This is a genomic window from Bacteroidota bacterium (genome assembly GCA_019637975.1).
GTDB lineage: Bacteria > Bacteroidota > Ignavibacteria > UBA10030 > UBA6906 > CAADGV01.
The window spans coordinates 45,355-69,723 of the sequence record JAHBUR010000023.1 but is presented as its reverse complement, the minus strand read 5'-3'; the positions used below and the strand labels follow the sequence as shown (position 1 = coordinate 69,723).

Here is a 24,369-nt window from a genome sequence, read left to right as displayed (position 1 = left end):
TATTGAGCCGGACGGCATTCATCGACACCTCCAATCTCGTTCCGATCGGCGTCTCGTACCGGATTCCTGCGTTGCCGGTGGTTTGAGTGGTTGCGAGAACTGCCGCTCCTGCGAAGAAGGAAGCAGTCGGCTCTTCTCTGTCCATGTGGTTGAGAGTAAAGAAGAGTTCCGGGTCGAAAGCACCCGCTTGTCTGCGTGCAGCGCCGCGTGCCGACATGTAAGCGGCTTCTGCCGTTTTCACCGATGTGGCATTGGTAAGCGCGTATTCCACGGCTTCACGCAAATGCAGGTGTTTTCCCTCCGTCTGACTCAGAATAATCTGCAATGCGCTGTCGGGATTTGCTGTTTGTGCGTTGGCCGCAACCGCGACGCACCAAAAAGCCGTTATTGTAACGAACTTGTGCAACTTGTTGGGCATGATTGTGAAAGAACGAATTGGTTATGAAAGTAACGAACGAAACCGCATCATATAGTCGGTTGATGACTCTTCAATTCGACATCAGAATGTCGTGTCACATCCCGGCCGTAGAAAAGAACGTGCACAACGTATTGAATAAGAATCTCACACACAACTACTTTCTTGTGCAGGATTTCCCTTGAGTCTTTGACCAATACACGAAGGAATGTAGCGGTTTGAGCAGTATAACGAATAAGAGCGGCGCAAGTTTCAACGAGGCGGCGGCTCCACTTTCTTCAGAAGAAGATGGTGGAAGTCGAAACTGAAATCAGTGTCCGGTGAAAATGCTTTCATCTTTGCCTGTTCGATTGAGCCGTCGGGATTGAGCGAGAAAGTAAGATATGCATCAGCACGCAGCTCTCTGTCGTGCCATCGTGCGACGAACGTATCGTACTGCCAATGTTCAAGAATGCCGGAAAGCTCAGGCGTGTGCGCAAAGCTGATGGCAAGTTTTCCATCTTCCAACGTGAGAATGATATCACCGTACCAACCGTCCCGATACGTGCCGGCATACTGTTCCAGCGAGAGAGACGGAGCGGAAACCGCATTGCGTGCCGCCGAAGCCGATTCCAGTTTTGCGGCAGTTGTTGAATCCGCGCGGGCTTGGATACGCTTGTAAGCCGCCACGTAGTCCAGCCCTGGCGCGCCAAGAAAGCGGTCGAGAACGTACATGGCGATGGCATTCATTGCCCGTGAAGATTCCTGATTCGTCAACACGGCGATGCCGAGTCTGATTCCCGGAATCATGGCAACTGTCGAATAATAGCCGGGCAACGCCCCGCTGTGCGTAACGAGCTTCTGCCCGCGGAAGTCCCGCATCATAAATCCAAGTCCGTATCCGCTGAATTTGTGTTGAATTGCCGCAAGCTCAGGGGCGACATTCGATACGGAAATCGGGGTGACAATGCTCCAGAGTTCCCTGGCTGTTTTTGGGGAGAAGAGCGGAACTCCGCCCGCAACCCGTCCCGAATCCAACTGCACGATCAGCCACTTGGCCATGTCGGTCGCGTTGGAAGTAATTCCTGCCGCCGGATTGGCGTTGTCGGCGATGAACGGTTTCACAATCTGCAGGCGTTTGTCAACAATTGCGTGAGTTGATGAGATGTTGCCCGGACCAACGACAGCTGAGCAACGGGGCTTGGTTGTTGTCATTCCTAGTTTGTCAAGAATTCGGGACTGTACGAACTCTTCCCACGTCAATCCCGACACCGACTCAATAACATCGCCTGCAACGTTGTACAGAACGTTGTCATACGCATACGCGCTACGGAAGCTTGTTGCGAGCGGAACGTGACGAAGCCGTTTTGCAATTTCCTGTCTGCTGTGCGTCGAAGCGGGCCACCACAGCAAGTCGCCGGCGCCCAATCCTAATCCGCTGCGGTGAACGAGAAGATCACGTACCGTCAACTCACGTGTGATGTAGGGGTCGATAAGTTGAAATGACGGCAGATAGTTGATTACCGGAGCATCCCACTCCACTTTCCCTTCTTCAACAAGAAGACCGAGCGCCGTCGCCGTGAATGCCTTGCTGTTTGAGGCAATGCCGAACAACGTTTGCGCATTCACCGGGTCGCTTCCTCCCATCTTCTTCACGCCGTAGCCTTTTGCTGTGAAGACTTTTCCATCTTTCACGATTGCAACGGCAAGTCCGGGGACTTCAAATTCCTTCATCACTCTTGCGATGTGTGCATCGAGTTGTTTGGGATTGAGGGAAGATTTCTGGGCTGAAAGCGATACGAACAGAACGGGAACGAGCAAGAACGAAAACACAAGACGCATGATCTCTCTCCGGGGAAAAGGGATTGATGTGAAATTATCTCAAACAAAATACTGAAGTCGGGACCGTGCCGCAACAGCAAGCCGGCTACTCGGCTCGCGGCATCAGCAGGATTTTTGCCATCACGGGAAAATGATCGGAGGGATAGCGTCCGTTGATGTTGTCATGTAGTATCGCCGCATCAAGAACATGTGTTTCGGGCTCGACGAACACGAAGTCAATCTTGTCTCCGTCGATGTTCCCCTTGAACGCATGAAACGTACCGACGATTGTTTCGTCGGGATGTATCATACGATAAGTATCGAGAAGTCGAATTCGTTCATTCTCCGGGACGGAGAGGGAAGTCGAGCCATCTCCCTTCAAAAATCTGATTGCATCATTCTGCTCACCGGCATTGAAATCGCCAGTGACAATCACAGGGTCGGGATTCTTGCGTGAGCGGATTTTTCCGGCAAGTGCAACAACGCTTCTTTCACGTGATGGCTGGGAAACGTGATCGAGATGGAGGTTGTAGATGTAGAATGTACTGCCCGTATTTTTTTCGACGAGTTTCGTCCATGTACAAAGTCTTGGAAATAAATTTCCCCACGTCATCGAGCCGGGAATTTCGGGCGTATCGGAGAACCAGAATGTCTCTTCCTCGAGCGAAGCGAGTCGGTCTGTTCTGAAAAGAATGGCGGAGTATTCGCCCGCAGTTTTGCCATCATCCCTGCCAACTCCAACTACAGCGTACTCCGGAAGCGCGGCACGGATTTCATCCAACTGAAATCGCAATGCCTCCTGCACCCCGACGATATCGGGTGAATGGCGGCGCAACAGGTCGAATACCATTTCTTTCCGCTTCTCCCAATGATCTTCGCCGTCGTTGGCTGTGCCGTAGCGAATGTTGAAGGTCATGATGGTGAGTTGCGGGGAATCATTTGCGGCCCTATGCGGTGCGGTGAACGCAAGAGTTGCTGCAGTGAGGAGACTGAGACTCAGAAGAATTCTATAAGGATTCATTACGGCTTTTGTATGCACGTTGAGGAAATTACTATTGGGATACGGGGATTATCTACGCGGACATGCATTGAAAGTCATTCATTTGAGATGGACGACCTTGAGAATCCTGTTTGACCCGGAAGTCAAAAATCGAACAAAGTATACACCGGATGCGATTCGATATTGAGACTCGTTTGTTCCGTCCCAACGGACTGTATATTCTCCGGGAGCAACAACTGCATCATGAAGTTGTTTGACCAGCTTTCCAAAAATGTCATATACCTCTACTCGTACTCTTTGGTTAGCAGGAACCCCATATTTGATAACTGTTTCACTGTTGAACGGATTTGGGAAGTTTTGGTCGACCCAAAATTGTTCAGGTAGGCCAGGAGCTATCTCGACAAATACCGGCGGACTGGCATTGATACTAACGTACACTGCATTGTACGAATGCACGATATCCAAGTCTCCGTCATTGTCCACGTCAACCGCTTGAGCCGATCTGACAAGGAAATCGTAGCCAAGTGTGTCAGCCATCCAGCCCGGCCAAGAAAGACAGTCTCTAAAGATATTTTTGCAGTTAGGTATGATGGCGTAGCCTGTGAAACGTGTCGTGTCAAAAGGAACCAGTTTCCATCCACTTACCATCAGGTCGATCCAGCCATCGCCATTGAAGTCACCTCCAGTCATCGCACCGGGAGCCTCCGCAGGCCAAAACTGCCGTGTCGATAGTGTGTCCGTACCAAAGACCCCGCACAGATTCAAAGCAAGACTGCCCACATAGCCACGCACGGCAATGTCTGCAAGGCCGTCGTTAGAAAAGTCTGATGAGTATAACTGCTCCGGAAACAGAAAGAGAGCATTGGATGCATACACTTGGGGACCGCGAAAAGTCCCGTCACCGTTTCCTTTCCAGACTACTATTCCATCCTGTCCGCCTGGGTTGATAGAAGCCCATGCCGCGCATACAATGTCAAGGTGACCGTTGTTGTCAACATCGAACGTTTGTATAGTTTGTAGCCATTCGAAAGTTGCGGGGGCCGAATCAACAACAATAGTATCATTGAAAATCCCAGACCCATCGTTGAACGAGATACCCCACGCGTCGCTTGATGCTGTGAGGCCCGCAATATCCGGAAAACCGTCCGAATTGAAATCGCCAGTAATGTATTGGTCGAACCACCATGGCCGGCCCTGAATGTTGAAGCTGCCATCCCCATTGCTCAGAGCGATTCTTAATCCGTTTGCGTTATAGCAAACATCCATAATCCCGTCACGGTTGAAGTCATCCACCGCTATTTTCGAGAACGGATCTGCGCCTGGCAAAGTCCAGAACGCATTGAATGTGCCGAAACCGTTGTTCAGTCTGATTACACCTGCGCTTGAAACAATGTCCGCGTAACCATCGTTGTTCATGTCGACACACTCAATGCTCCAACCACCGCCGCCATAGACAACAGCATTCTCGAAGCGCAACTCGTTTCGTCTCGCTGAGGGAATGCGGAATGTCCAAATGAATCCGGGAAGTGAATCTCCAGTTTGGCTTGTGATGGATCGTGAGAGAGAGGCTATTACTCGCTCACCTGCAATAAAGGGAGTAGATGATGTGAATGATACCCTTCTTTCAGTTGAATCATACACGAGCGTTCCGTTCTTGTTGCCAGACCTCTCTCCGAAGACTGAAAACGAAATAGAAGTGATTGTAGCCGGATCGATCGAAGCAGAAATTGTAGCTGCGATTTGGGGCTGCACTGTTGATGCAATTTGGTTTTGGCCGGGGGACACGGCAACCACTTGAGGCTGCTGAGAAAAGGCGACTTGATTCCAACACAAAGTAAGGGCAGTCGTCAGTATAGAAGTCAGCGACATTATTGTCAATAGGTGTGTCATAAACACCTCTCCTTGGTCAGTCCGACCCTCAGTGGTCGTATTTGTTCTGTTCACTTGTGTCGAGCTTCTCTTCAAATACGGAAATCTTGTCTATGCCGCAACTACTTCGGGTGATTCCAGAAACCACTGAATCTGAGAGCAACTCGAGCAGATGAGCGCCGCAGCGGACTTGTTTGCCCACTCCAGCCCGAAGAACGTCATCCCCGGCGTGTTTAGCAGGATGGTCCGTTGCTCAAACTGAACATTTCCGCAATGCGGGCATGCAATGGACTTGCCCCGGATTCGGTAAACATGCCATCCTTTGATTTCTTCCGTACTGTCGAATACTTTCTTCTTGCCGAAAAGTCCCATTGGTTCATTCCTGAAAACTACTTGAAGCCGTATTTCTTCAAGTGACGATATGCCAGATAGGCGACACCTCCGAGCTGCACTGTCCCCAATATTGTGCGAAGCGTCGAGAGATCGTCTTCTCTGGCTCGCTGCAACTTCAGGGGCGAAAGTAGGTCGATCTTTTCAACAACAGATGAACTCAAAAACGGTGGCGGTGTGGATGGTGCAGTAATGTGAAGCTCCTCCGAGAAATCTCCCGGCGTTAATGTGAGGAGTGGGGGAAGCACGAAGGTCGGCTTCCCGAACGAAATTCCCGGATCGAGGATGCTGACTTCAGATCTTGTAGTGTCCTTCGATTGTGTGGCAGGTTTGTCTTGAGCGGAAGCAGCAAGCTGCACAGAATGAAAGCACAAGACGAAAGTGAACGCCCTTTTTGTTTTCACGTTCAAACTCATTTCACAACCGCCATCCGCATTGTGGCCACAAACCTCGGAGTCTGAAGTCTGTAGAAGTACACGCCACTGGAAAGGTTGCTGCCATCGAACTGTACTGTGTACTCGCCCGGCGGCTTCACTTCATTCACCAACGTTGCCACTTCCCGACCTAACACATCAAACACCTTGAGTGTGACATGTCCGACCTCTGGCATCTGATATCTGATCTCTGTACTCGGATTGAAGGGGTTCGGATAGTTCTGCTCCAGCATAAAGCCCCGGGGCACTACTGATTGACGGTCGTCCTTCACCCAAACCACGCCGCCTGTTGTTGTGCGAAGAATTGTTCCACCTGCTCCCACGGCCGTTCCAGTGTTGGCGTCTGTGAATTGTATGCTATAGAGTGAATTCGACGTGCCACTCCACTGCGATATCCAACTTTCCCCGCCGTCGGTCGTGCGTAGTATACCTCCACCCACTCCCACGGCCGTTCCTGTGTTGGCATCGATGAAGGCGAGGTCATGGAGTCCCTGCGTCGCTCCGCTCGCCTGAGCTTCCCAGTTTGCGCCGCCGTTGGTCGTGCGAAGAATCGTTCCAGCGTCGCCTACGGCCGTTCCGTTGTTGGCATCGGAAAAGTAGACCCCGTAGAGGGCGTTCGTTGTTCCACTCGATTGTGCAATCCAGTTTGCGCCGGCGTTGGTCGTACGGAGAATTGTTCCAACGGCGCCCACCGCCGTTCCGGTGTTAGCATCGGTGAAGAAGATTCTATTGAGTGCGCTCGTCGTTCCACTTGATTGTGTTATCCAGTTTGCGCCCCCGTTTGTTGTCCGGAGAATTCTTCCAGCTGATCCCACTGCCGTTCCGGTGTTGGCATCGGTGAAGGTAAGGCCAAGAAGTCCTGGCGCCGTTCCGCTTGTCTGAGCCACCCAGCTTTCACCGCCGTTGGTTGTACGAATGATTGTCCCAACGTCGCCCACGGCCGTACCGATGTCGATATCTGTGAAGGAAACCGCACGGAGTGCGTTCGTTGTTCCACTTGATTGCGCTATCCAGTTCGCACCGCCGTCGGTTGTCCTTAGAATTTTTCCAGCGTTGCCCACTGCCGTGCCCGTGTTGGTATTCGTGAAGGAGACCCCCCAGAGCGTGTTCGTCGTTCCGCTTACCCAGGCTACCCAATTTTCACCACCGTTTGCCGTGTGAAGAACGACTCCAGCAAATCCTACCGCCGTTCCATAGTTAGCATCGGTGAAAGAGACCCCATAAAGCTGGTCAAGCGTTCCGCTTGACTGCGGTATCCAGCTTTCACCGCCGTTGGATGTCCGAAGAATTGTGCCTCGGTTCCCCACAGCCGTTCCCGTATGGGTATCAGTGAGGGTAACCGCCCAAAGCCGCTCTCCCGTTCCACTGGACTGCGGTATCCAACTTTCGCCGCCGTTGGTCGTACGAAGAACTTTGCCAAATTCCCCTACCGCTGTTCCTGTGTTAGCATCGATAAAGGAGATGCCATAAAGAGTGTTCGTGGTACCGCTTGACTGGGGTACCCAACTTGTGCCTCCGTTGGTCGTGCGAAGGATTTTCCCACCGCCTCCCACTGCGGTTCCAATATCGGCATCGGTGAAATATATGCCCCATACATAGTCTAATGTCCCGCTTGCCTGGGCTACCCAGGTTTCCCCGCCGTTGGTCGTGCGAAGTATTGTTCCGGGGTATCCGACGGCCGTTCCGATGTTTGCATCGGTGAAGGAAACGCCAAGGAGTTGGTTCGTTGTTCCGCTTACCTGAGCTACCCAATTTGTGCCACCGTTGGTCGTGCGAAGGATTGTTCCGACGTCGCCCACGACTGTTCCGGTGTTTGCATCGGTGAAGGAGACCCCATGGAGTACGCTCGTCGTTCCACTTGATTGCGCTATCCAGTTTGCGCCACCGTTGGTCGTGCGAAGAATTGTTCCTGTGCTTCCCACGGCCGTTCCGGTGTTGGCATCAGTGAAGAATACGTCATTAAGCGGGTTGCCTTGGGGTAACGGATTTTGCCAGTACCAACCTGATTGCGCGTAGGTCTTGGTCACGCACATCAACGCCGCTAAGAGAGATGTGATGAATGGGAGGCATGTGTATTTGAGAGAGTTCTTCATGGAGGTTTCCTATTTGATCAGTGAAAACGCAATGGTTGGCAGCTCATCTCGCCAGCAACAGTTTCTTCGTTTCCTCAAACGATTCCGTTTGAAGCCTGTAGAAGTACACGCCGCTGGAAAGGTTGCTGCCATCGAACTGGACTGAGTACTCGCCCGGCGGTTTCACTTCATTCACCAGCGTCGCCACTTCCCGACCCAACACATCAAACACCTTCAGCGTTACATGTCTGACCTCTGGCATCTGATATCTGATCTCTGTTCCTGGGTTGAACGGGTTGGGGAAATTTTGGTGGAGGTGAAACCCGCGTGGAATGACGGAATGCTCACCGGCATGAACGATTGTTCCGTATTGCATTCCATTGATGATGGCCCCCATTATCGAGCTGGTATACCACATTGCTGAGATGTGAGTCATACCAATGCTGTCAGTGATAGTAATCCACTCTTCTTCGTCGATTATGGAGGTAACATGGTCAACCCAGAATGACCACCACCTGCGCGCAGCGCCAAAAAGATCGTATGTACCCGTGCTGACGAAGTAGATAATTGTGGAATCATTCGTCCTCGGAATGATGGTTACCGTGTCGCCGGGAGCGAGCGAGAAATCGTACCACACATGTTCTTCATTTGTCTGCGGGTTGTACCAATAGACCCGGTTTCCGCTTGTTCGCTCCCACCGATCGGCTCTGCTGAACTCATATTTAATGAGCGCGTACCGTTGTCCGTTTGGCATCAACGAATCTTTGTCAATACGTGCTGTCATTGGGACAAGAGTGTACTGCCACCGATCTCCTTTGTGGAGAGGATACACCGCAGGCTGGGCTGTTGCTGTAAGCAAGCCCGCAAATGCTGCGGCAACGACGAAGAACCTGATGTAGCTGTGCATAGTTCGCCTTGATCAATCTATTCAAATTCTATTTGAGCAAAAGCATCCGTTTCGTTGCGACATATCCGTCGGCAACAATCCTGTAGAAATACATCCCGCTCGAAAAGGCCCCTGCATTCCAACTGCTTGAATGCCTACCCGCCTCAAGTCTGCCTGACACCAGAGTGGCAACTTCCCGCCCCAACACATCGAACACCTTCAGCGAAACGAAACTCGAGGTTGGCAACTCAAAACGAATTGCTGTTGTCGGGTTGAAGGGGTTTGGGTAGTTGTGGTGGAGAACGACTTCTCTCGGTAGTTCTGTCTCAGGCAAGTCTATCGCCGTGGTCGATTCTCTGCTGCGAAATACGCCATACCCGCCGCTTCCGACATAAAGGAATCCGCTCGAATCAATCGCGAGAGATTGGAGCCGCATGTTATCGAGTCCTTGACTAACTTCGCTCCACGACTCGCCGTTATTCGTTGAACGAAAAACGCCAGCTCCATCCGTCACGGCAAAAATATGACCAAGAGCATTAACTTGGAGGGCAGAAATCCACGAAGCCGACGTCCCAAGGCTAGTCTGTGTCCACGTCAGGCCTCTGTCTGTTGATCGGTAGATAGAGCTGGTTCCTGCAAAGATTGTTCCTTGGCCATTCACTGCGATGGAAAAGATGGACAGAAATTGTAACGACGTGATAGTCCAACTTTCACCATTGTCCGTTGAAATAAAGAGTGCCGAAAGGTTGTGCCCGATGATGTCACCCACGCTCGCATAGATTGTTCCCTCGGCTGATATGCATATCGCATGAAAGTCCGAGTGAATGGTTCCGGTTGTAAGATGAGACCAAGTGGCTCCGCCATCTGTGGATCTATAGGCACCAATCATGGTACCTGCAAAAATGTGGTTGTCGCGATTGACAGCAAGGCAGCTGGCACCGTCGCGAATTTGTTGCCAGTGCACACCGGTATCTGTGGAGCGGTAGACCCCGACTGATGTTGATGCATAAACATATCCGCGAGAGTCCACTGCCGTTGAAAGGACTGTCCCGGAAGGCACACCGTCGCTGGACCTTGTCCAACTTTGTCCCCTATTTGCCGAACGAAAAACGCCTCCCCATGATCCGGCGTAGAGAAATCCGTCGGCCGAGGCAGAAAGGGCTGGGATGCGTGTTGCAACAAGACCGTCATCACTTCTTTCCCAAGAGGTGACGGCGTGTGCCATACGAAATACTGTTGTCCCGGTCCCAGCAATGAGGTGACTGCCTCGTACACTGGTAATACAAGTGACAACCGTGTCTTCCAAACCTGCATTGATTGCCGCCCAATTCTCTCCATTGTCGCTTGATCGAAATACTCCCGCCGTTGTGCCCAAAAACAGAGTGTTGGCAGAGTCAATTGTAAGTGCACGCATTTGGACGGTTGTCAATCCGTTGGAGAGTTGTGTCCAGGTCATACCACGGTCCGTGGATCTGAACAATCCTCCATTGTGGATCCCCGCGAACACGTGTCCGTCGGTGTTGGTCACTAGAGCGACAACGTAGTTCGTTGTGAGTGATGTCTGCGACCAGCTTTCTCCCCGATTTGTAGAAGAGAATACTCCTGCATATGTCCCGATGTAGATATCGTTCGATCCGGACAACGCAATCGAATACACATACATGTTTGACAAGTTTGAATTGATGGCAAACCATGAGTCGCCATTCGTTGTCGTCTTGAACACGCCATCACCCTGTGTGCCTGCGAATATCTTGCCCTCAGCATCAGCGACTAGACAATTAATGATTGGATAGGTTGACAAACCATTGTTTGCTTGGTTCCAATTCAGACCGTTGTCAGTTGAACGGAAGATGCCACCACCGCCATAGTAATCTGTACCGGCAAACACGAAATCGTTGGGACTAGCACACAAAGCGCGAATATAGCGATTGCTCAGTCCGCTGCTTCTTCTAGTCCATGTCTGGCCAGAGTTTGTAGAGAGGAATACGCCATCGAGGGTGCCGCAAAACAGACTACCTTGTATGCCGGGAGCGAGCGAGTAAACCTTCCCTCCACGAGGTCCGGTGGTTGGTTCCCAGAACTGCGTTTGAGCATAAGTCGCGCCACAGGGGAAAAGCATGAGGAATGCGAGAAGAACGAACTTTGTTTTCATTGTTAGCCCTTTCTTCGTTCGTGCGGGAATAGGGGGGCGTTCAGCCGGAACTTCTCTACAAGAAGCTACCAAAATCAAGAGGGATTTGCAATGAACCTCAAACCGTTGACTGAAAAATGCTGCAAAAACATCTGAAGATTCTGTACATCTCAGCGAACAGTTGATCCGTATATTGGAGCCACCCTTCCCAAGGGTTGGAAGATTGACAGATTTTTTCGCAATCTTGGGAAGCAGAGTGTTGAAAATAGGCCGGATTTCAAATAGATTCATCTGGCACAAAAATCGCAAGAACGTTGTACAACAGGTTCTCCGTTATCATCATCAAATGCATTCCTCTCTCAAATATAGAATCACCGGACTGACGCTCGCCGCAGTTTTTGCGCTGTTCAGCGTCGGCTTGCCGATTGTTGTCGCTTCTTGTCCGATGATGAAGTTTGAGAACTCCCGTTCGTGCATCATGTGCAACGAAGGCCCGTCATCGGGTGTTCAGGTTACGCGTGCCCTTGATACTTCCTGTTGCCTCACCGTTTTTGCGGCAGATAGGAACAAGATGGAGTTTCTGCAAGCCAACAAGCACCTGCTTGAGTTTGCAAAGCTTCTTCTTGCAGTAGAGTCGGATTTCGTTCCTGCAACAGTAATCAGTAATCCCCAATCAGCAATCACACCGAACGCTTCGCCGCCTCGCAGCGCCGATATTCCCATTCTCGTTTCATCTCTTCTGATTTAGAATTTCCTCGCCCGTGCCACAGAGGCACAGAGCCACAGAGTTGTCCTTTTGAAAATCATTGCCACGACGAGATCGTCAAGGCGATTCTTCCCAAAAGAAATTCTCTGTGTCTCCGCGGCTCCGTGGCCAACCAATTAGGGCTTGCGTAGACTCAGATTAGTTTCGGACAACCATCACAAGTTGTTCGTTCAATTCACCGAGGAAATTCTATGAAATGCATATTGACGTTTCTTCTTCCACTGCAACTTCTTGCTCAAGGGAATGATACACTCAATCTTAGTGAGCTTGTCCGTGAAGCATTGCGGAACAATCCTGAACTCAAAGCCTTCGAGTACAACCGTGACATGATGGAACTGCGGACGGAAAGTGAAGGCACGCTTCCCGATCCCGAATTCACATACATGCGCGAGGAAATGCCGCGCTTCCGTTGGAATGCGGCAATGATGGAGAAGTTCGGGCTGCTGCAGACGCTCCCGTTTCCGGGAAAACTTTCCACCGAAACCGAGATTGCGGAGATTCGCGCAGAACACGCGCATCATGAACACATGGAGAGGGCAAACGAGGTTCTGGCAAAACTCCGTTCAATGTACTTCGAATTATGGTTCGTGCAGCAATCCATTGCGCTGAACCGCGAAAATGCTCGGCTGCTTGAACAGTTCACGAAGATAGCGCAAACGCGGTACGGTGTTGGCCAGTCACCTCAACAAGATGTGCTGAAGGCCTTCGTGGAAATGGCAAAACTCGAAAACCAACTCATGACGTTGCGACAACAAGAACTCAGTGCGAAAGCCATGCTCATGTCGTTGCTTGGCCGGTCACCGTTGGATACCCTCGGCGTCGCGGCGGTACCGCCGGACATACGTTCTTTGCCGACACTTGATACGCTGCATCAGACGGCGTACCGCTATCGCGGCATGTTGCTGCACGATTCTCTTTCCGTTGAAGAAGGGGAGAAGATGAAATCGTTGGCGAAGAAAGAGTATTTGCCTGACTTCAGACTCGGCATCGAGTATCTGAGAATGCCGGACAATCCGGGCTATCGTGCGTGGTCTGTTTCCGCCGGCATCACGCTTCCGTTTGCGCCGTGGAGTCTTGGCAGAACAAGCGCAAAGGTGGAAGAAGCGAGCATCGGCATAGTCAAGGCGCGGGAGAACTTGAACAATTCTCGCAATATGATTCGCGCAAACATCAGCGACTTGTACTTCAGGGCTGAATCGTTTGCGAGACAGTTAGAAAACTACACAGCGGTCATTGTGCCGCAAACGGAACAGGCGTTGCAGGCCAGCATGATGGCGTATCAAACGGGCAAAACGGATTTCCTGATGTTGATCGATTCCTACCGCATGCTGGTTGACGTGACGATGGAAAAGTTGATGTTGCGGATGCAGCGTGAACAAGCCGTCGCCGAGTTGAAGCGTGAGGTTGGCTACGCCGGAATTTTTGAGAAACGAGATTGAAAGGTGAAACCATGATGATGATGAATTTCAAGAAAGCCTGGCAAGGACACGACGGAGTCGTGTCCCTACTACACAAATATTTCGTAGGGACGGGCCTGCCCGCCGTAGGGCGGTTCGGCCCGCAGGCGGGGGTGAGGTCGGCACTGGCAGCGCTTGTGCTTGCGTTTACTATTCTGGCTTGTTCGAACCCCGAACCGGGGAAAAGCTCATCCGACACGCATGCACACCAGCCTCAGAAAGCCGAAGAATACTACACCTGCCCGATGCATCCCTCCGTTCGCTCGGACAGGCCGGGCGCGTGTCCCGTGTGCAACATGGCACTCGTGAAGAAGACGGCCCAGCAGGATTTGTCTGCTGATGAAACAGCGAACCTCCAGGCAGTGAGCCTCTCGCCAACACAACGTGTTATGGCAAACGTCTCGGTCGTGATGGCGAAGCGGCAAGCGGTAAGCAGAGATATCCAGGCAGTCGGCATCATCAGTTACGCGGAGCCGAACTACAAGCACATCAGCATGCGTTTCCCGGGCCGGTTGGAGAAACTCTACATCTCATACACAGGCCAGCAAGTCCGCAAGGGCGATCCTGTTGCCGATGTGTACAGTCCCGAAGCAATTTCCGCGCAACAAGAATATCTTCTCGCGCTCAATTCGTACGAGCAAGCATCGAAAGGCATGCAATCGTTTGCATCGTCTGCTGAACAACTTCTGGAACAAGCGGAGCAGAAACTTCTTCAGTGGGGATTCTCGCCGCGTCAAGTCTCCCGGCTGAAGGAGACTCGCAAAGTCAATCATATTGTGACCGTGTACTCTCAAGTGAGCGGAACAGTTGTGAAGAAGAGCGTTGACCCGCAGCATTATGCTGCGACGGGCGAGGATATGTTCGACATTGCCGATCTCTCGACTGTGTGGATTTATCTTGATGTGTATGAGAGGGATATCCGGTTTGTTGCCGCGGGCCAATCAGTGCAGATCACAACTGAAGCATATCCGACCGAGAAGTTCAACGGCAAAGTCATTTTCATTGACCCGGTGGTGAACCCTGAAACGAGAACCATCCGTGTCCGCACGGAGTTTCCGAATCCTCAATTCAAGCTGAAGCCCAATATGTATGCGACCGCAACAATCAACGTCCCGAAGGCCGAGGCCATTGTTGTTCCATCAACTGCCGTCATCTCAACCGGCAAGCGGAATGTTGTGTGGGTTGAGGTGATGGAAAACAGCTTTGAACCGAGGGATGTTGTCGTAGGCGCATCGCGGAATGGTTTAACGGCGATTCTCAACGGCCTTGAAGAAGGCGATCATGTCGTCGAATCAGGCGGCTATCTGCTGGATTCCGAAAGCGCATTGCAGCAGCCCGCTTCCGCCAATCCTCATGCAGGTCATGAACCGAAGCCGGCAGACAAGGATCATTCGTCTCATCCTTCCAACATTCAAGAAATCAAGATTCGCGTGAAGGATGGCTACACGCCGGATGTCGTGAAGGTGAAAGCGGGAGTTCCCGTTAAGCTTCTGCTGCAACGGGATGAGCGTTCCGCGTGCAGCGATGAATTTGTGATTGAGACGTATGGCATTCATCGTACGCTTCGTCCATTTGCGACGACTGTAATCGAGTTCACGCCGAAGGAAGCAGGCGAGATTCCCTTCACGTGCGGGATGAAGATGCTGCACGGGAAGATTCTGGTTGAGGCGAGGTAAGCCATGATAGAAAGAATCATAGACTTCTCCGCCCGCAACCGCTTCATCATCATCGTTGCGTACTTGTTGGTGATCGGCACGGGCATTTGGGCGGTGCGCAACACGCCGCTTGATGCGATTCCGGACTTGTCGGAGAACCAAGTCATTGTCTTCACCGAATGGATGGGGCGCTCGCCTCAATTGATCGAAGATCAAATCACGTTCCCGCTCGTGACTGCGTTGCAGGGAGTGCCCGAGGTTCACGCCATCCGTGCGCAATCAATGTTCGGCATGTCGTTCGTCTACATCATCTTCAACGAGTCAACAGATTTGTACTGGGCGAGGAGCCGTGTGCTTGAAAAGCTCGCGACGATTCAATCGTCGTTGCCGCAGGGAGCAAAGACCCAACTCGGTCCCGATGGAACGGGTGTCGGCCACGTCTATTGGTACACTGTCGAGGGCAAGTACGATCTCGGCACGCTGCGCGCAATTCAGGATTGGTATGTGAAACTGAACCTGCAAGGTGTGCAGGGCGTTGCCGAAGTCGCTTCCATCGGCGGCTACGTGAAGCAGTATCAAGTTGATGTTGACCCGAACAAGATGAAGGCGTACGGCATCGGGCTCGATGATATTCGAACCGCCGTGATGCGTTCCAACAACGATGTCGGCGGGAAAATTCTTGAAGTCTCGGATGCCGAGTATTTTGTTCGTGGACAGGGATATATTCAGTCGGTGAAAGATGTCGAGAATATCATTGTCGGAAGAGGTTCTGCCGGAACGCCGGTGTACGTTCACAACATCGGCACGGTGCAGTTGGGCGGCGATATTCGACGCGGCTCGTTGGAGAAGGACGGCAAAGGACAGGTGGTCGGCGGCATCGTGGTGATGCGCTACGGCGAGAATGCCAAAGATGTGATTGATAGAGTGAAGAAGAAGATTCACGAGATTACTCCCGGACTTCCTCCCGGCGTCGAAATTAAGATGGCGTATGACAGAAGCGATTTGATTACTGCCTCCGTCGGAACGCTCAATCGCGCTTTGCTGGAGGAGGCGCTCGTCGTCAGCATCATGGTGATGATTTTCCTTCTCCACTTCCGAAGCGTGCTTCGGGTGATCATCGAAATACCAGTTGCCGTGCTGATTGCGTTTATCTTCATGAAAGTCTTCAACATCACGTCCAACATCATGTCGCTGGGAGGAATTGCGCTTGCCATCGGCGTGATTGTGGATGCCTCGATTGTGCTGGTGGAGAATGCGTACCGCAATGTGGCGCGGGCGCAGGAAACGAAAGAGGAGTTGACGAAGCAAGACTTCATCAACATCTCCATTCAATCAGCAAGGCAAGTCGGGCCGGCGATCTTTTTCTCGGTTATGATTATGGTTGTGTCATTTCTCCCTGTCTTTTTTTTGGAAGGGCAGGAGGGAAAGCTGTTCCGGCCGCTTGCGTTTACGAAAACATTCGTCCTGCTCGGCTCAGCGTTTATCGCCATTACGCTTGTTCCTGTTCTGATGACGATGTTGACACGCGGGAAGTTCAGAACGGAGAATCAGAATCCCATCACAAAAATCCTCAACAAACTCTACGCTCCGATCATACGTTGGGTGTTGAAGAATAGAAAGACAACCATTGCGCTGAACGTTCTCGCTCTCATCATAACGATTCCGATGATCATGAGTATCGGATCGGAGTTCATGCCACCGTTGGATGAAGGCAGCCTGTTGTTCATGCCGGTCACGTTGCCGTCGGCTTCCATCACGGAGGTGAATCGCATCATGCAAGTACAGGATGCAATCATCAAGTCTGTTCCTGAAGTCGAGCTTGTTCTCGGCAAAGCAGGCAAGGCCGAAACGTCAACCGATCCGGCGCCCGTCAGCATGATCGAGTCCATCATTCTTCTCAAACCAAAATCGGAATGGCGTCCCGGCATCACGAAGGACGATATCATCGCCGAGCTTGATGCCAAGCTGCAAATCCCCGGCGTGCGCAACGGCTGGACTCAGCCTATCATCAACCGCATCAACATGCTTTCGACCGGCGTGCGGACGGATTTGGGCGTGAAGATTTTCGGAACGAATCTCGATACGCTTGAGCGGCTTGCGATTCAGTCCGAGCAGATTCTGAGGAAGGTGCCCGGCGCGGCAGACCTGTACGCCGAGCGGACACAAGGCGGACTCTTTCTCGACATCAACATCAATCGTGAAGCGGTTGCGCGCTACGGTATCAACATCGGCGCGGTGCAGGATATTATTGAGACGGCGGTTGGCGGCGAGAATATCGGGACGGTGATCGAGGGACGTCAACGCTTTCCGATTCGTGTCCGCTATGCGCGAGAGATGAGGAACAGTGTTGATGAATTGAAGAGCCTGCTTGTTGCGGTGGGCGGCTCCGGCGGAGGAATGACCGAACCTTCTAAAGGCGGCCAACCGATGGCGGAAGCGGAAGGAATGGGAGGCGCGAGTGAAGGTGTGTGGGGAAAGACAGCAGTGCGCATTTCACAGCCGCAGCTCGCACTTGTGCCGACGACGGAGACGCGGTTTCTCCGCAGTGAAGTTTCAACGGGAAAGTACGTGCCGCTCGGCCAGCTTGCATCAATCGAAATGGTCCCGGGTCCACCGATGATTTCCAGCGAGAACGCCCAGCTTCGTTCGATTGTCTTTCTGAATGTGAGAGGGAGAGACATGGGGAGTTTTGTGAATGAAGCGAAAGAGGTTCTCGCGAACGAATTGAAGCTACCGCAAGGATACAACGTTGAGTGGAGCGGACAGTGGGAGAATCAGATTCGAGCAAAGGAACGTCTTACGGTTCTCATGCCGATTGTCTTCTTCATCATTTTTGTGATGTTGTATCTTGTTACGAAAGATTTTACCGAAGCGTTGGTGGTGATGCTCTCGGTTCCTTTTGCGCTCATCGGCGGAGTCTATCTTGTCTACATTCTCGGGTACAACTTCTCAGTCGCGGTGTGGGTCGGGTTCATCGCATTGTACGGCCTTGCCGTTGAGACGGGTGTGGTGATGGTCGTGTACTTGCATGAAGCGCTTGACAGAAGGATTCATGCACACAAGTCTGGCCAGCGGGGAGCAGTCACCCAACATGACATTCTCGATGCTACAATCGAAGGCTCGGTGTTGCGCCTTCGTCCGAAGATCATGACGGTGGGGACGAGCATGATTGCGCTGATTCCCATCATGTGGAGTACGGGAGTCGGGGCGGATGTTATGCAGCCGCTTGTTGCCCCCATGATCGGGGGGTTGGTGACATCGACTGTTCACGTTCTTGTCGTCACGCCGGTTCTGTTTTATATCATGAAAGTACGGGCGTTGCGAAAAGGAACGCTGGAAATCTCAAAGATGGCAAACTGGATGAAGGAATAGCAGTTGGCTGTTGGCAATCAGCAATCAGTAATCAGTCACTAATCATCAATAGTCAGAATAGAGAAGGAGTTCACCATGTTCAACAAGTCACTGTTGTTTCTCACCATCTTCATCCTTGTCGGTTGTCAGAAACCGGAAAGCGACAAGCAGTCGGATGGCGTTGTGACAACTTCCATCGAAGTGAAAACGGTGAAGTGCGAGATGTGTGTTGACAATATTACGAAGGCGTTGGAAGCGGTTGAAGGAGTCACCAAAGCGAATGTTGATTTGAAGAAGAAGGTCGCCTCCGTTCAATACCTTCCGTCGAAGCTTGCACTTGCAGTTCTCGAACATACAATCGCCGAGGCTGGTTATGACGCAAACGAAACGAAGCGCAACGAGGAGGTGTACCGTACCCTTCCCAAATGTTGTCAGTAGGGACGCTGGTGGCGTTCTCAAAATGACCTGACTTCATATTGGCGGGGCGAACGGACAAATGTTCTCCCCACCGGGCAATTTGCCTTCGTCTGTGCGATTGGTTGTGATGGGTGAGTCCAAGAAAGGTCGGAAGAGGCGTCGCGGCAGTAACTGTTGAATTCCTCACTATTGCTTTTCGCTTCCGGCATAAGTACATTACGCCAGTTCCTTTCCTGTCTCACATACTTGGGGGTCGTCATGAAGACGCGTAGACTCCGTTTTACTCTCCCCATCTTTCTTGTCTCTACAAGCTTTGCTGTTGCACAGAGTCTTCCCTTTAGTATCGAAGCGTACCGCCAATTCCTCCAACAACACCAAGTCGTCTCGGCTGCGGAACTCCGGGGCATGTATCCCGCCGGATATTTTCTTGCCAATACCAACACTGCATTGGGCGGCATTGCGTACTTCGATTCCATTGACAGTCACTATCAACTGACAAACTACGAGAAGCAATTGTTGCAGCAGCACAACTTTGCTGTGACGGAACGGTTGAAGTATGAATCGTTTGCCAAAGCCTTCGATGATGTCTACAAAAAAGATCTTCCCGTGTTCGTCTCGACGGATGCCATCCTTCATGCCATTCACATGTCGTATGATCGCATCCTGAAGGAAGTGGAATACACGTTTCTGATGGCGAAGCTCAACGCGTTGCTCTCGTCGTTGCATGCGCAAGTGCCGGCGCTTGCGTCCCGGTATGCAAACGTTCCCGCGATGCGAACATCACTGAAAGACCTTGATGTGTACCTCACAGTTCCGAGGAAGTTGTTGGGCAACTCCGTTGCGCCGTACTTTTCCGACAATATTCCGGTCGTGGACACTCTGCTTCAGCTTGTGTATGCCGAACATGGCTACGTGGAGTACCCGCTCTTTTCGTCCGCAAACCGGCTCATAGACTTCAGTCAGTTCAGGCCGCGGGGACACTACATCGGGCCGACGGTGCCTATCGAATTCTCCTGGTACTTCAGAGCGATGATGTGGTTGGGCAGGATGGAGATCTATTTGATTGCACCAATCACGGCCGATCCCCCGGTTCCGCACGCCGACGTTCAACGGCAGGTGATTGATGCAGCACTCGTTGCCGAGGCTGCACAGCTTGCCAATGTTTATCCATTGCTGCAAGAGATGGACGACATCATCCGCTTTTTCGTCGGAGAGTCGGATAACGTGACGTTGCCGAATGTTCGATCATTGTTGCAGATGACGCAGATTGATTCCGCAAGTCAGCTACTTGATGTTCAGCGGTTTGCAGCACTTCAAGATACGCTCCGACGACAGTCGTATGCATTCCAACTCATCATGTCGCAGTTGTTGCGTGGCGATCCGATGTCGGCGGATTCGATCACGCCGGCTTCGTCATTCTTGCTGCTCGGCCAGCGGTTTGTGATTGATTCGTATGTGACAGGCTCGGTGGTGTACGATCGGATCAAATATCAAAACGTTCGCGTCAAACGCATGCTGCCGGCGACGATGGATATTCTGTTTGCGCTGGGGAATTCTGCAACCGCTCAGCTCTTGCAGGAGGGAATCAACCAGTATCATTACGGCCAGAATCTTGCCGCGCTTCGCTATCTTATTGATTCGTATGGAAACGAATTCTGGAACGGCACACTCTACAACAGTTGGCTGAATGCAATACGCACACTCAATCCGCCTGCGGTGAGAGACTCATTGCCGATGTTCATGAGAACCGCGGCATGGTGGCAGGAAAAAATCAACACGCAACAGGCGACCTGGGCGCAGCTTCGCCACGACAATCTGCTGTATGCGAAGCAATCATACACCGGCATTCCCATCTGTTCGTTCCCCGAAAGCTATGTCGAACCGGTTCCGCAATTCTATGATGCCATCAAGACGTTCGCGACGCTCGGCGCGCAGCGGTTTCAGCAACCGCCATTCAACAACCAGTGGATAGCAGCGTACTTCAACGGCGTGCGTTCAACTGTTGACACGCTCGGCGAGATCAGCAGGAAGGAACTTTCAAACACCCCTCTGACGAATGAAGAGCGCAGCTTCTTGCAGCGTATGTTGCACAAGGTGCAGTTCGGTTGCACGCCGGACAGTTCATTCGATGGTTGGTACGCCAAGATGTTCTATGCTGATTTAGGAGGAGAAGGCGGCATCAAAGAAGTTGACCTTGTCGTTGCTGATGTTCACACGGCTCCGGCGGATGAAAACGGTGGGATTGTTGGTTGGATTCTGCACGGCGGAACCGGCCCGCTTAACATGGGAGTCTGGATTGCGAACAAGCCCGGCGGCGGTGCTCACGCGTATGTCGGTCCCGTGTTGAGCTACTACGAGCATGTCAGCACGAACTTCCATCGCCTGACGGATGAAGAATGGAGAACGGCGTACAATCTTCCGCCGACATTCCGTCCGTCGTATGTGAACTTGTACTTGGCGGACAGCACGGGAAATTCCCGCGGCGCTGGAATCAATCTTCTGACAGGCATTGATGACGGAAAGAAAACCGCCAAGGTGTATCCGGCTGCGCCTGTGCTGTATCGAAATTATCCCAATCCATTCAACCCGTCAACATTCATTTCGTTTACTATTCCCCCTGCGTTCGACAACGCACATGTTGAGTTGGCGATATTTGACATTCAAGGAAGGCGTGTGAAAGTCCTGGTGGATGAAAGCGTTCCCGCCGGCAACTTCGTTGCCCGATGGGACGGCAGGAATGAGAAGGGGAGTGAAGTGGCAAGCGGCGCATATTTCTATCAACTATCAACGAACAACTTTATCCAAACAATGAAACTACTTTTGCTTCGGTAGCCCGACTCTTTTCGCCCGACAATCGAAGGATGAACATCTTCCTCTGAGAGGAGCGCAACCGTGGCACGCGCATGTTCAATTCTGTTTTCCCTGTTCTTTTTCATCCCCGAACCCGCCTTTTCACAAGGACGCTGGATTGAAGTCCCGCTTCCTGTCACCAATACCACTCTCTTTAGAATTTCATTTGCAGACTCGCTGCACGGCTGTATTGCCGGAAGCATCGGCTGTGCTCGCAAAGCAATTCAGTCCGTTGCTGGATGCTTTGAGCGGCAAACTTGGCAACGTTGTGGTGAAGAGCTTCAAAGGCAAGCCCTACATCGCAAGGCGGCCGGATATGAGCAGGCGCAAGCTGAGCGCCAAGCAGCGGGCGCAAAACGGCAGGTTCCACGGCGCAACCCAATATGCCAAAGCAGCCCTCAAGGTGCCGGAACTGCGTGCGCTCTACAAGCATATCGCAGATGCACAAGGGATGCCCACCGTCAGCGTCGCCATTCGGGATTTCCTGAACCCTCCTGAAATCCGCGATATAGACTTAGGCGGCTACCACCGTCACCCCGGAGATCTCATCCTCATCCACGCAACGGACGATGTCGAAGTCACTCAAGTCGAAGTTGCCATACTCAACAGCAACGGAGAAACCATTGAGAGCGGCCCTGGAGTCAGGTCAACCACCCACCCGGAGCTTTGGAAATACACCGCAACTGCAACTCTCCCGAACGACGGTGCCTTTGCCGTCCTGGCGGTCGCAACGGACAGGCCCGGCAACAAAACTCCGCACGCCGAGGCTGTGTGAGACAGCCCGGATCTCAACGGAAATCCGGTGCAGCGTGACGCGTGTAACGTCTGCCGAATCTGATCTGAAAAAACAGTCGAAATCTTCAAACAATTATGTTATATTGAAACCAATCTGTAAACCGTCACCTCATTCAAAAAAAGGAACAACCGTATGAAAACCAGACTGCTCTCCATCTTTGCCTTCGTTCTCGCCATTGCAATTTCCTTTGCTATCGCCTCCGACAAAGGGGAAAAGACTGCAAAGAAGTCCGAAGCCAAGAAGGAAACACAGGGCTGCTGCATGACCGGCAAGGCAGCGAAAGCTGAGAACGATTGCTCCGACAAGGCGGCGATGGATTGCGATCCGGCAGAAGCAAAGGCCGGGAAGTCGGCGAAGAAATCAGCCGATGCAAAAGCAGAGGTGAAGAAAGAAGGGGAAGCGAAATAAGGTTGCCGTGAAGGAACGGACTTGTTGTCCGATCCGGTTTCAATGAGAGTTCAATGAGTCTTGGGGGAGACGAAATGACTGTTTTAGTTGTTGATGACGAGCCTGCGTATAGAATGCTTGTACGCGAATTGCTGATCGAAGATGGTTGTGATGTGCTTACAGCGGAAAACGGCGACGAGGCGCTTCGAAAGCTGTCGGTAATTCATCCCGATATTATTGTATCGGATGTGTATATGCCGGTAATGGACGGGGCAAAGTTGCATCGTTGCGTGCGGGCTAATCCTCGATACGAGAAGTTGCCGTTCCTGTTCGTGTCCGGATACAACGATGCTCATACAATGCAGAGCGTCCGTGATCCCCGCTATGACGGCTTCGTAAGCAAGGGAGGCCCGGCAGACGAACTGAAGAAATGGATCAAATATCTCACGACTCCCGAAGGCAAGCGCTCGCGGTTTCTGCCGGGCCACTCCGGGCCCATGAACTGAATTGCAATGCCCTGGAAAGCGGGTCGCTTTCTGCTTCTGCACCTTCTCGTTCTTTACTTCGCATCACCCTTCATTTGCTATAATTCTCGCAACGGAATGCACTATGAGTGAAACTATTCGCAAGCCTGCGGTACTTGTCACAGGTGCCAACGGCGAAATGGGGCACGGCCTTATTGACGCTCTGGCCAAAATCGGCAACTACAGCATTATCGCCCTCGATGTACGTCCCATTGATGAATCAATGAAACACAAATGCAGCGACGTCATCGTCGGCGATATTCTCGAAACCCGTCTGCTCGAGCGCATGCAAAGCGAGTACGAAGTACACAGCATTTATCATCTCGCGGCGCTTCTCTCAACGCGTGCGGAGTTTACGCCGGAGGCGGCTCACCGTGTAAATGTTGAAGGGACATTGAATCTGCTGAAGCTTGCCATCGAACAAGCCCGCTGGCACGGCCAGCCGGTGAAGTTCATGTTCCCCAGCTCGATTGCGGTGTATGGATTGCCGAGCAAGGAAGTGAAGAGGAAAGCAGGAAAGGTGAAGGAATCAGATTGGAATTATCCGGCAACGATGTACGGTGTCAACAAGTTGTATTGCGAGCATCTCGGCCGCTATTACGAGAAACATTACCGGCAGCTTGCGTCGGATAATGCCGGAAGCGGCGTGGATTTCCGCTCGATCCGGTTTCCGGGATTGATCAGCGCCGTTACCGTGCCGAGCGGCGGTACAAGCGACTATGCCCCCGAAATGTTGCACGCGGCAGCGCAGGGGAAAGCATATTCGTGTTTCGTCCGGGAGGATGTCCGCATTCCTTTCATGGCGATGCCTGATGCCATCACAGCTCTTCTCAAACTGCATGACGCCCCGAAAAACAAACTCTCGACTAACGTTTACAACATCGGCAGTTTCAGTCCCTCGGCGGGACGCATTTTCGAGATTGTGAAGAAGGAATTTCCGGATGCCGAAATCCGCTTCTCACCCGACGACAAGCGCCAAGCGATTGTGGACACATGGCCTGAAGATGTCGATGATTCTGTCGCACGGAACGACTGGGGTTGGCGGCCTGAATTCGACGAAGCACGTGCATTCAACGAGTATTTGATTCCCGTAATCAGAAAACGCTACGCATAATACTTTCGCCAGCGACGCATTATTTGTTCTTTGTAAAACCAAACATCGAGCTTGA

The 24,369-nt window shown here is 52.0% G+C and carries 19 protein-coding genes; 10 read left to right on the top strand and 9 right to left on the bottom strand.

From position 1 onward, the window contains the following. The 9 genes from KF749_13040 to KF749_13000 all read right to left on the bottom strand — a co-directional run. Positions 1 to 418: hypothetical protein (locus tag KF749_13040; GenBank protein ID MBX2992076.1), on the bottom strand; the 418-nt coding region annotated here is incomplete at its 3' end. Between the two features lie 249 nt (positions 419 to 667). Beyond that, positions 668 to 2,236, bottom strand: coding sequence for a serine hydrolase (locus KF749_13035; protein ID MBX2992075.1), 1,569 nt, complete (start codon positions 2,234 to 2,236; stop codon positions 668 to 670). A gap of 85 nt (positions 2,237 to 2,321) precedes the next feature. Next, positions 2,322 to 3,236 (bottom strand): endonuclease/exonuclease/phosphatase family protein, encoded by a 915-nt coding sequence (locus KF749_13030; protein MBX2992074.1) that lies wholly within the window; start codon positions 3,234 to 3,236, stop codon positions 2,322 to 2,324. A 78-nt stretch (positions 3,237 to 3,314) separates the two neighbouring features. Continuing rightward, positions 3,315 to 5,105, bottom strand: coding sequence for a VCBS repeat-containing protein (locus KF749_13025; GenBank protein MBX2992073.1), 1,791 nt, complete (start codon positions 5,103 to 5,105; stop codon positions 3,315 to 3,317). Between the two features lie 90 nt (positions 5,106 to 5,195). After that, positions 5,196 to 5,456, bottom strand: coding sequence for a hypothetical protein (locus KF749_13020; GenBank protein ID MBX2992072.1), 261 nt, complete (start codon positions 5,454 to 5,456; stop codon positions 5,196 to 5,198). Between the two features lie 17 nt (positions 5,457 to 5,473). Next, entirely contained in the window at positions 5,474 to 5,878 is a 405-nt protein-coding gene (locus KF749_13015) for a hypothetical protein (GenBank protein MBX2992071.1), read from the bottom strand. Between the two features lie 8 nt (positions 5,879 to 5,886). Next, complete coding sequence (locus KF749_13010; protein ID MBX2992070.1) at positions 5,887 to 8,001, bottom strand: T9SS type A sorting domain-containing protein; 2,115 nt, start codon at positions 7,999 to 8,001, stop codon at positions 5,887 to 5,889. A gap of 43 nt (positions 8,002 to 8,044) precedes the next feature. Continuing rightward, complete coding sequence (locus KF749_13005; protein ID MBX2992069.1) at positions 8,045 to 8,887, bottom strand: T9SS type A sorting domain-containing protein; 843 nt, start codon at positions 8,885 to 8,887, stop codon at positions 8,045 to 8,047. Positions 8,888 to 8,915: 28 nt separating this feature from the next. Beyond that, complete coding sequence (locus KF749_13000) at positions 8,916 to 11,018, bottom strand: T9SS type A sorting domain-containing protein (GenBank protein MBX2992068.1); 2,103 nt, start codon at positions 11,016 to 11,018, stop codon at positions 8,916 to 8,918. A 325-nt stretch (positions 11,019 to 11,343) separates the two neighbouring features. Between KF749_13000 and KF749_12995 the strand changes: the two genes are divergently transcribed. The 10 genes from KF749_12995 (at position 11,344) to KF749_12950 (ending at position 24,314) form a co-directional block, all read left to right on the top strand. Beyond that, positions 11,344 to 11,745 carry a hypothetical protein gene (locus tag KF749_12995; GenBank protein MBX2992067.1) on the top strand — a complete coding sequence of 134 codons (402 nt, stop codon included), beginning with the start codon at positions 11,344 to 11,346 and terminating at the stop codon, positions 11,743 to 11,745. A 209-nt stretch (positions 11,746 to 11,954) separates the two neighbouring features. Beyond that, positions 11,955 to 13,202: a TolC family protein gene (locus KF749_12990; GenBank protein MBX2992066.1), complete on the top strand. Its 1,248-nt coding sequence runs from the start codon at positions 11,955 to 11,957 to the stop codon at positions 13,200 to 13,202. Then, positions 13,199 to 14,896, top strand: coding sequence for an efflux RND transporter periplasmic adaptor subunit (locus KF749_12985; protein ID MBX2992065.1), 1,698 nt, complete (start codon positions 13,199 to 13,201; stop codon positions 14,894 to 14,896). The genes KF749_12990 and KF749_12985 overlap by 4 nt, the downstream gene beginning before the upstream one ends. A gap of 3 nt (positions 14,897 to 14,899) precedes the next feature. Beyond that, on the top strand, positions 14,900 to 18,247 hold the full coding sequence (locus KF749_12980) for an efflux RND transporter permease subunit (protein ID MBX2992064.1): 3,348 nt from the start codon (positions 14,900 to 14,902) through the stop codon (positions 18,245 to 18,247). A gap of 75 nt (positions 18,248 to 18,322) precedes the next feature. Next, positions 18,323 to 18,664: a heavy-metal-associated domain-containing protein gene (locus KF749_12975; GenBank protein ID MBX2992063.1), complete on the top strand. Its 342-nt coding sequence runs from the start codon at positions 18,323 to 18,325 to the stop codon at positions 18,662 to 18,664. Between the two features lie 237 nt (positions 18,665 to 18,901). Beyond that, complete coding sequence (locus KF749_12970; GenBank protein ID MBX2992062.1) at positions 18,902 to 21,475, top strand: DUF3160 domain-containing protein; 2,574 nt, start codon at positions 18,902 to 18,904, stop codon at positions 21,473 to 21,475. Between the two features lie 226 nt (positions 21,476 to 21,701). Then, positions 21,702 to 22,268: a hypothetical protein gene (locus KF749_12965; protein ID MBX2992061.1), complete on the top strand. Its 567-nt coding sequence runs from the start codon at positions 21,702 to 21,704 to the stop codon at positions 22,266 to 22,268. A gap of 153 nt (positions 22,269 to 22,421) precedes the next feature. Next, a complete protein-coding gene (locus KF749_12960; GenBank protein MBX2992060.1) occupies positions 22,422 to 22,697 on the top strand; it encodes a hypothetical protein in 276 nt (91 codons plus the stop codon). A gap of 74 nt (positions 22,698 to 22,771) precedes the next feature. Further along, positions 22,772 to 23,182 carry a response regulator gene (locus KF749_12955; protein MBX2992059.1) on the top strand — a complete coding sequence of 137 codons (411 nt, stop codon included), beginning with the start codon at positions 22,772 to 22,774 and terminating at the stop codon, positions 23,180 to 23,182. Positions 23,183 to 23,297: 115 nt separating this feature from the next. Further along, a complete protein-coding gene (locus tag KF749_12950) occupies positions 23,298 to 24,314 on the top strand; it encodes an NAD-dependent epimerase/dehydratase family protein (GenBank protein ID MBX2992058.1) in 1,017 nt (338 codons plus the stop codon). The last annotated feature ends 55 nt before the right edge of the window (positions 24,315 to 24,369 follow it).

Excerpts from the sequence above, each read along its gene's own strand:
- KF749_13035 (MBX2992075.1), bottom strand. The coding sequence starts at position 2,236 with ATGCGTCTTGTGTTTTCGTTCTTGCTCGTTCCCGTTCTGTTCGTATCG.
- KF749_13030 (MBX2992074.1), bottom strand. The coding sequence starts at position 3,236 with ATGAATCCTTATAGAATTCTTCTGAGTCTCAGTCTCCTCACTGCAGCA.
- KF749_13025 (MBX2992073.1), bottom strand. The coding sequence starts at position 5,105 with ATGACACACCTATTGACAATAATGTCGCTGACTTCTATACTGACGACT.
- KF749_13020 (MBX2992072.1), bottom strand. The coding sequence starts at position 5,456 with ATGGGACTTTTCGGCAAGAAGAAAGTATTCGACAGTACGGAAGAAATC.
- KF749_13010 (MBX2992070.1), bottom strand. The coding sequence starts at position 8,001 with ATGAAGAACTCTCTCAAATACACATGCCTCCCATTCATCACATCTCTC.
- KF749_13005 (MBX2992069.1), bottom strand. The coding sequence starts at position 8,887 with ATGCACAGCTACATCAGGTTCTTCGTCGTTGCCGCAGCATTTGCGGGC.
- KF749_13000 (MBX2992068.1), bottom strand. The coding sequence starts at position 11,018 with ATGAAAACAAAGTTCGTTCTTCTCGCATTCCTCATGCTTTTCCCCTGT.
- KF749_12995 (MBX2992067.1), top strand. The coding sequence starts at position 11,344 with ATGCATTCCTCTCTCAAATATAGAATCACCGGACTGACGCTCGCCGCA.
- KF749_12990 (MBX2992066.1), top strand. The coding sequence starts at position 11,955 with ATGAAATGCATATTGACGTTTCTTCTTCCACTGCAACTTCTTGCTCAA.
- KF749_12980 (MBX2992064.1), top strand. The coding sequence starts at position 14,900 with ATGATAGAAAGAATCATAGACTTCTCCGCCCGCAACCGCTTCATCATC.
- KF749_12975 (MBX2992063.1), top strand. The coding sequence starts at position 18,323 with ATGTTCAACAAGTCACTGTTGTTTCTCACCATCTTCATCCTTGTCGGT.
- KF749_12970 (MBX2992062.1), top strand. The coding sequence starts at position 18,902 with ATGAAGACGCGTAGACTCCGTTTTACTCTCCCCATCTTTCTTGTCTCT.
- KF749_12960 (MBX2992060.1), top strand. The coding sequence starts at position 22,422 with ATGAAAACCAGACTGCTCTCCATCTTTGCCTTCGTTCTCGCCATTGCA.
- KF749_12955 (MBX2992059.1), top strand. The coding sequence starts at position 22,772 with ATGACTGTTTTAGTTGTTGATGACGAGCCTGCGTATAGAATGCTTGTA.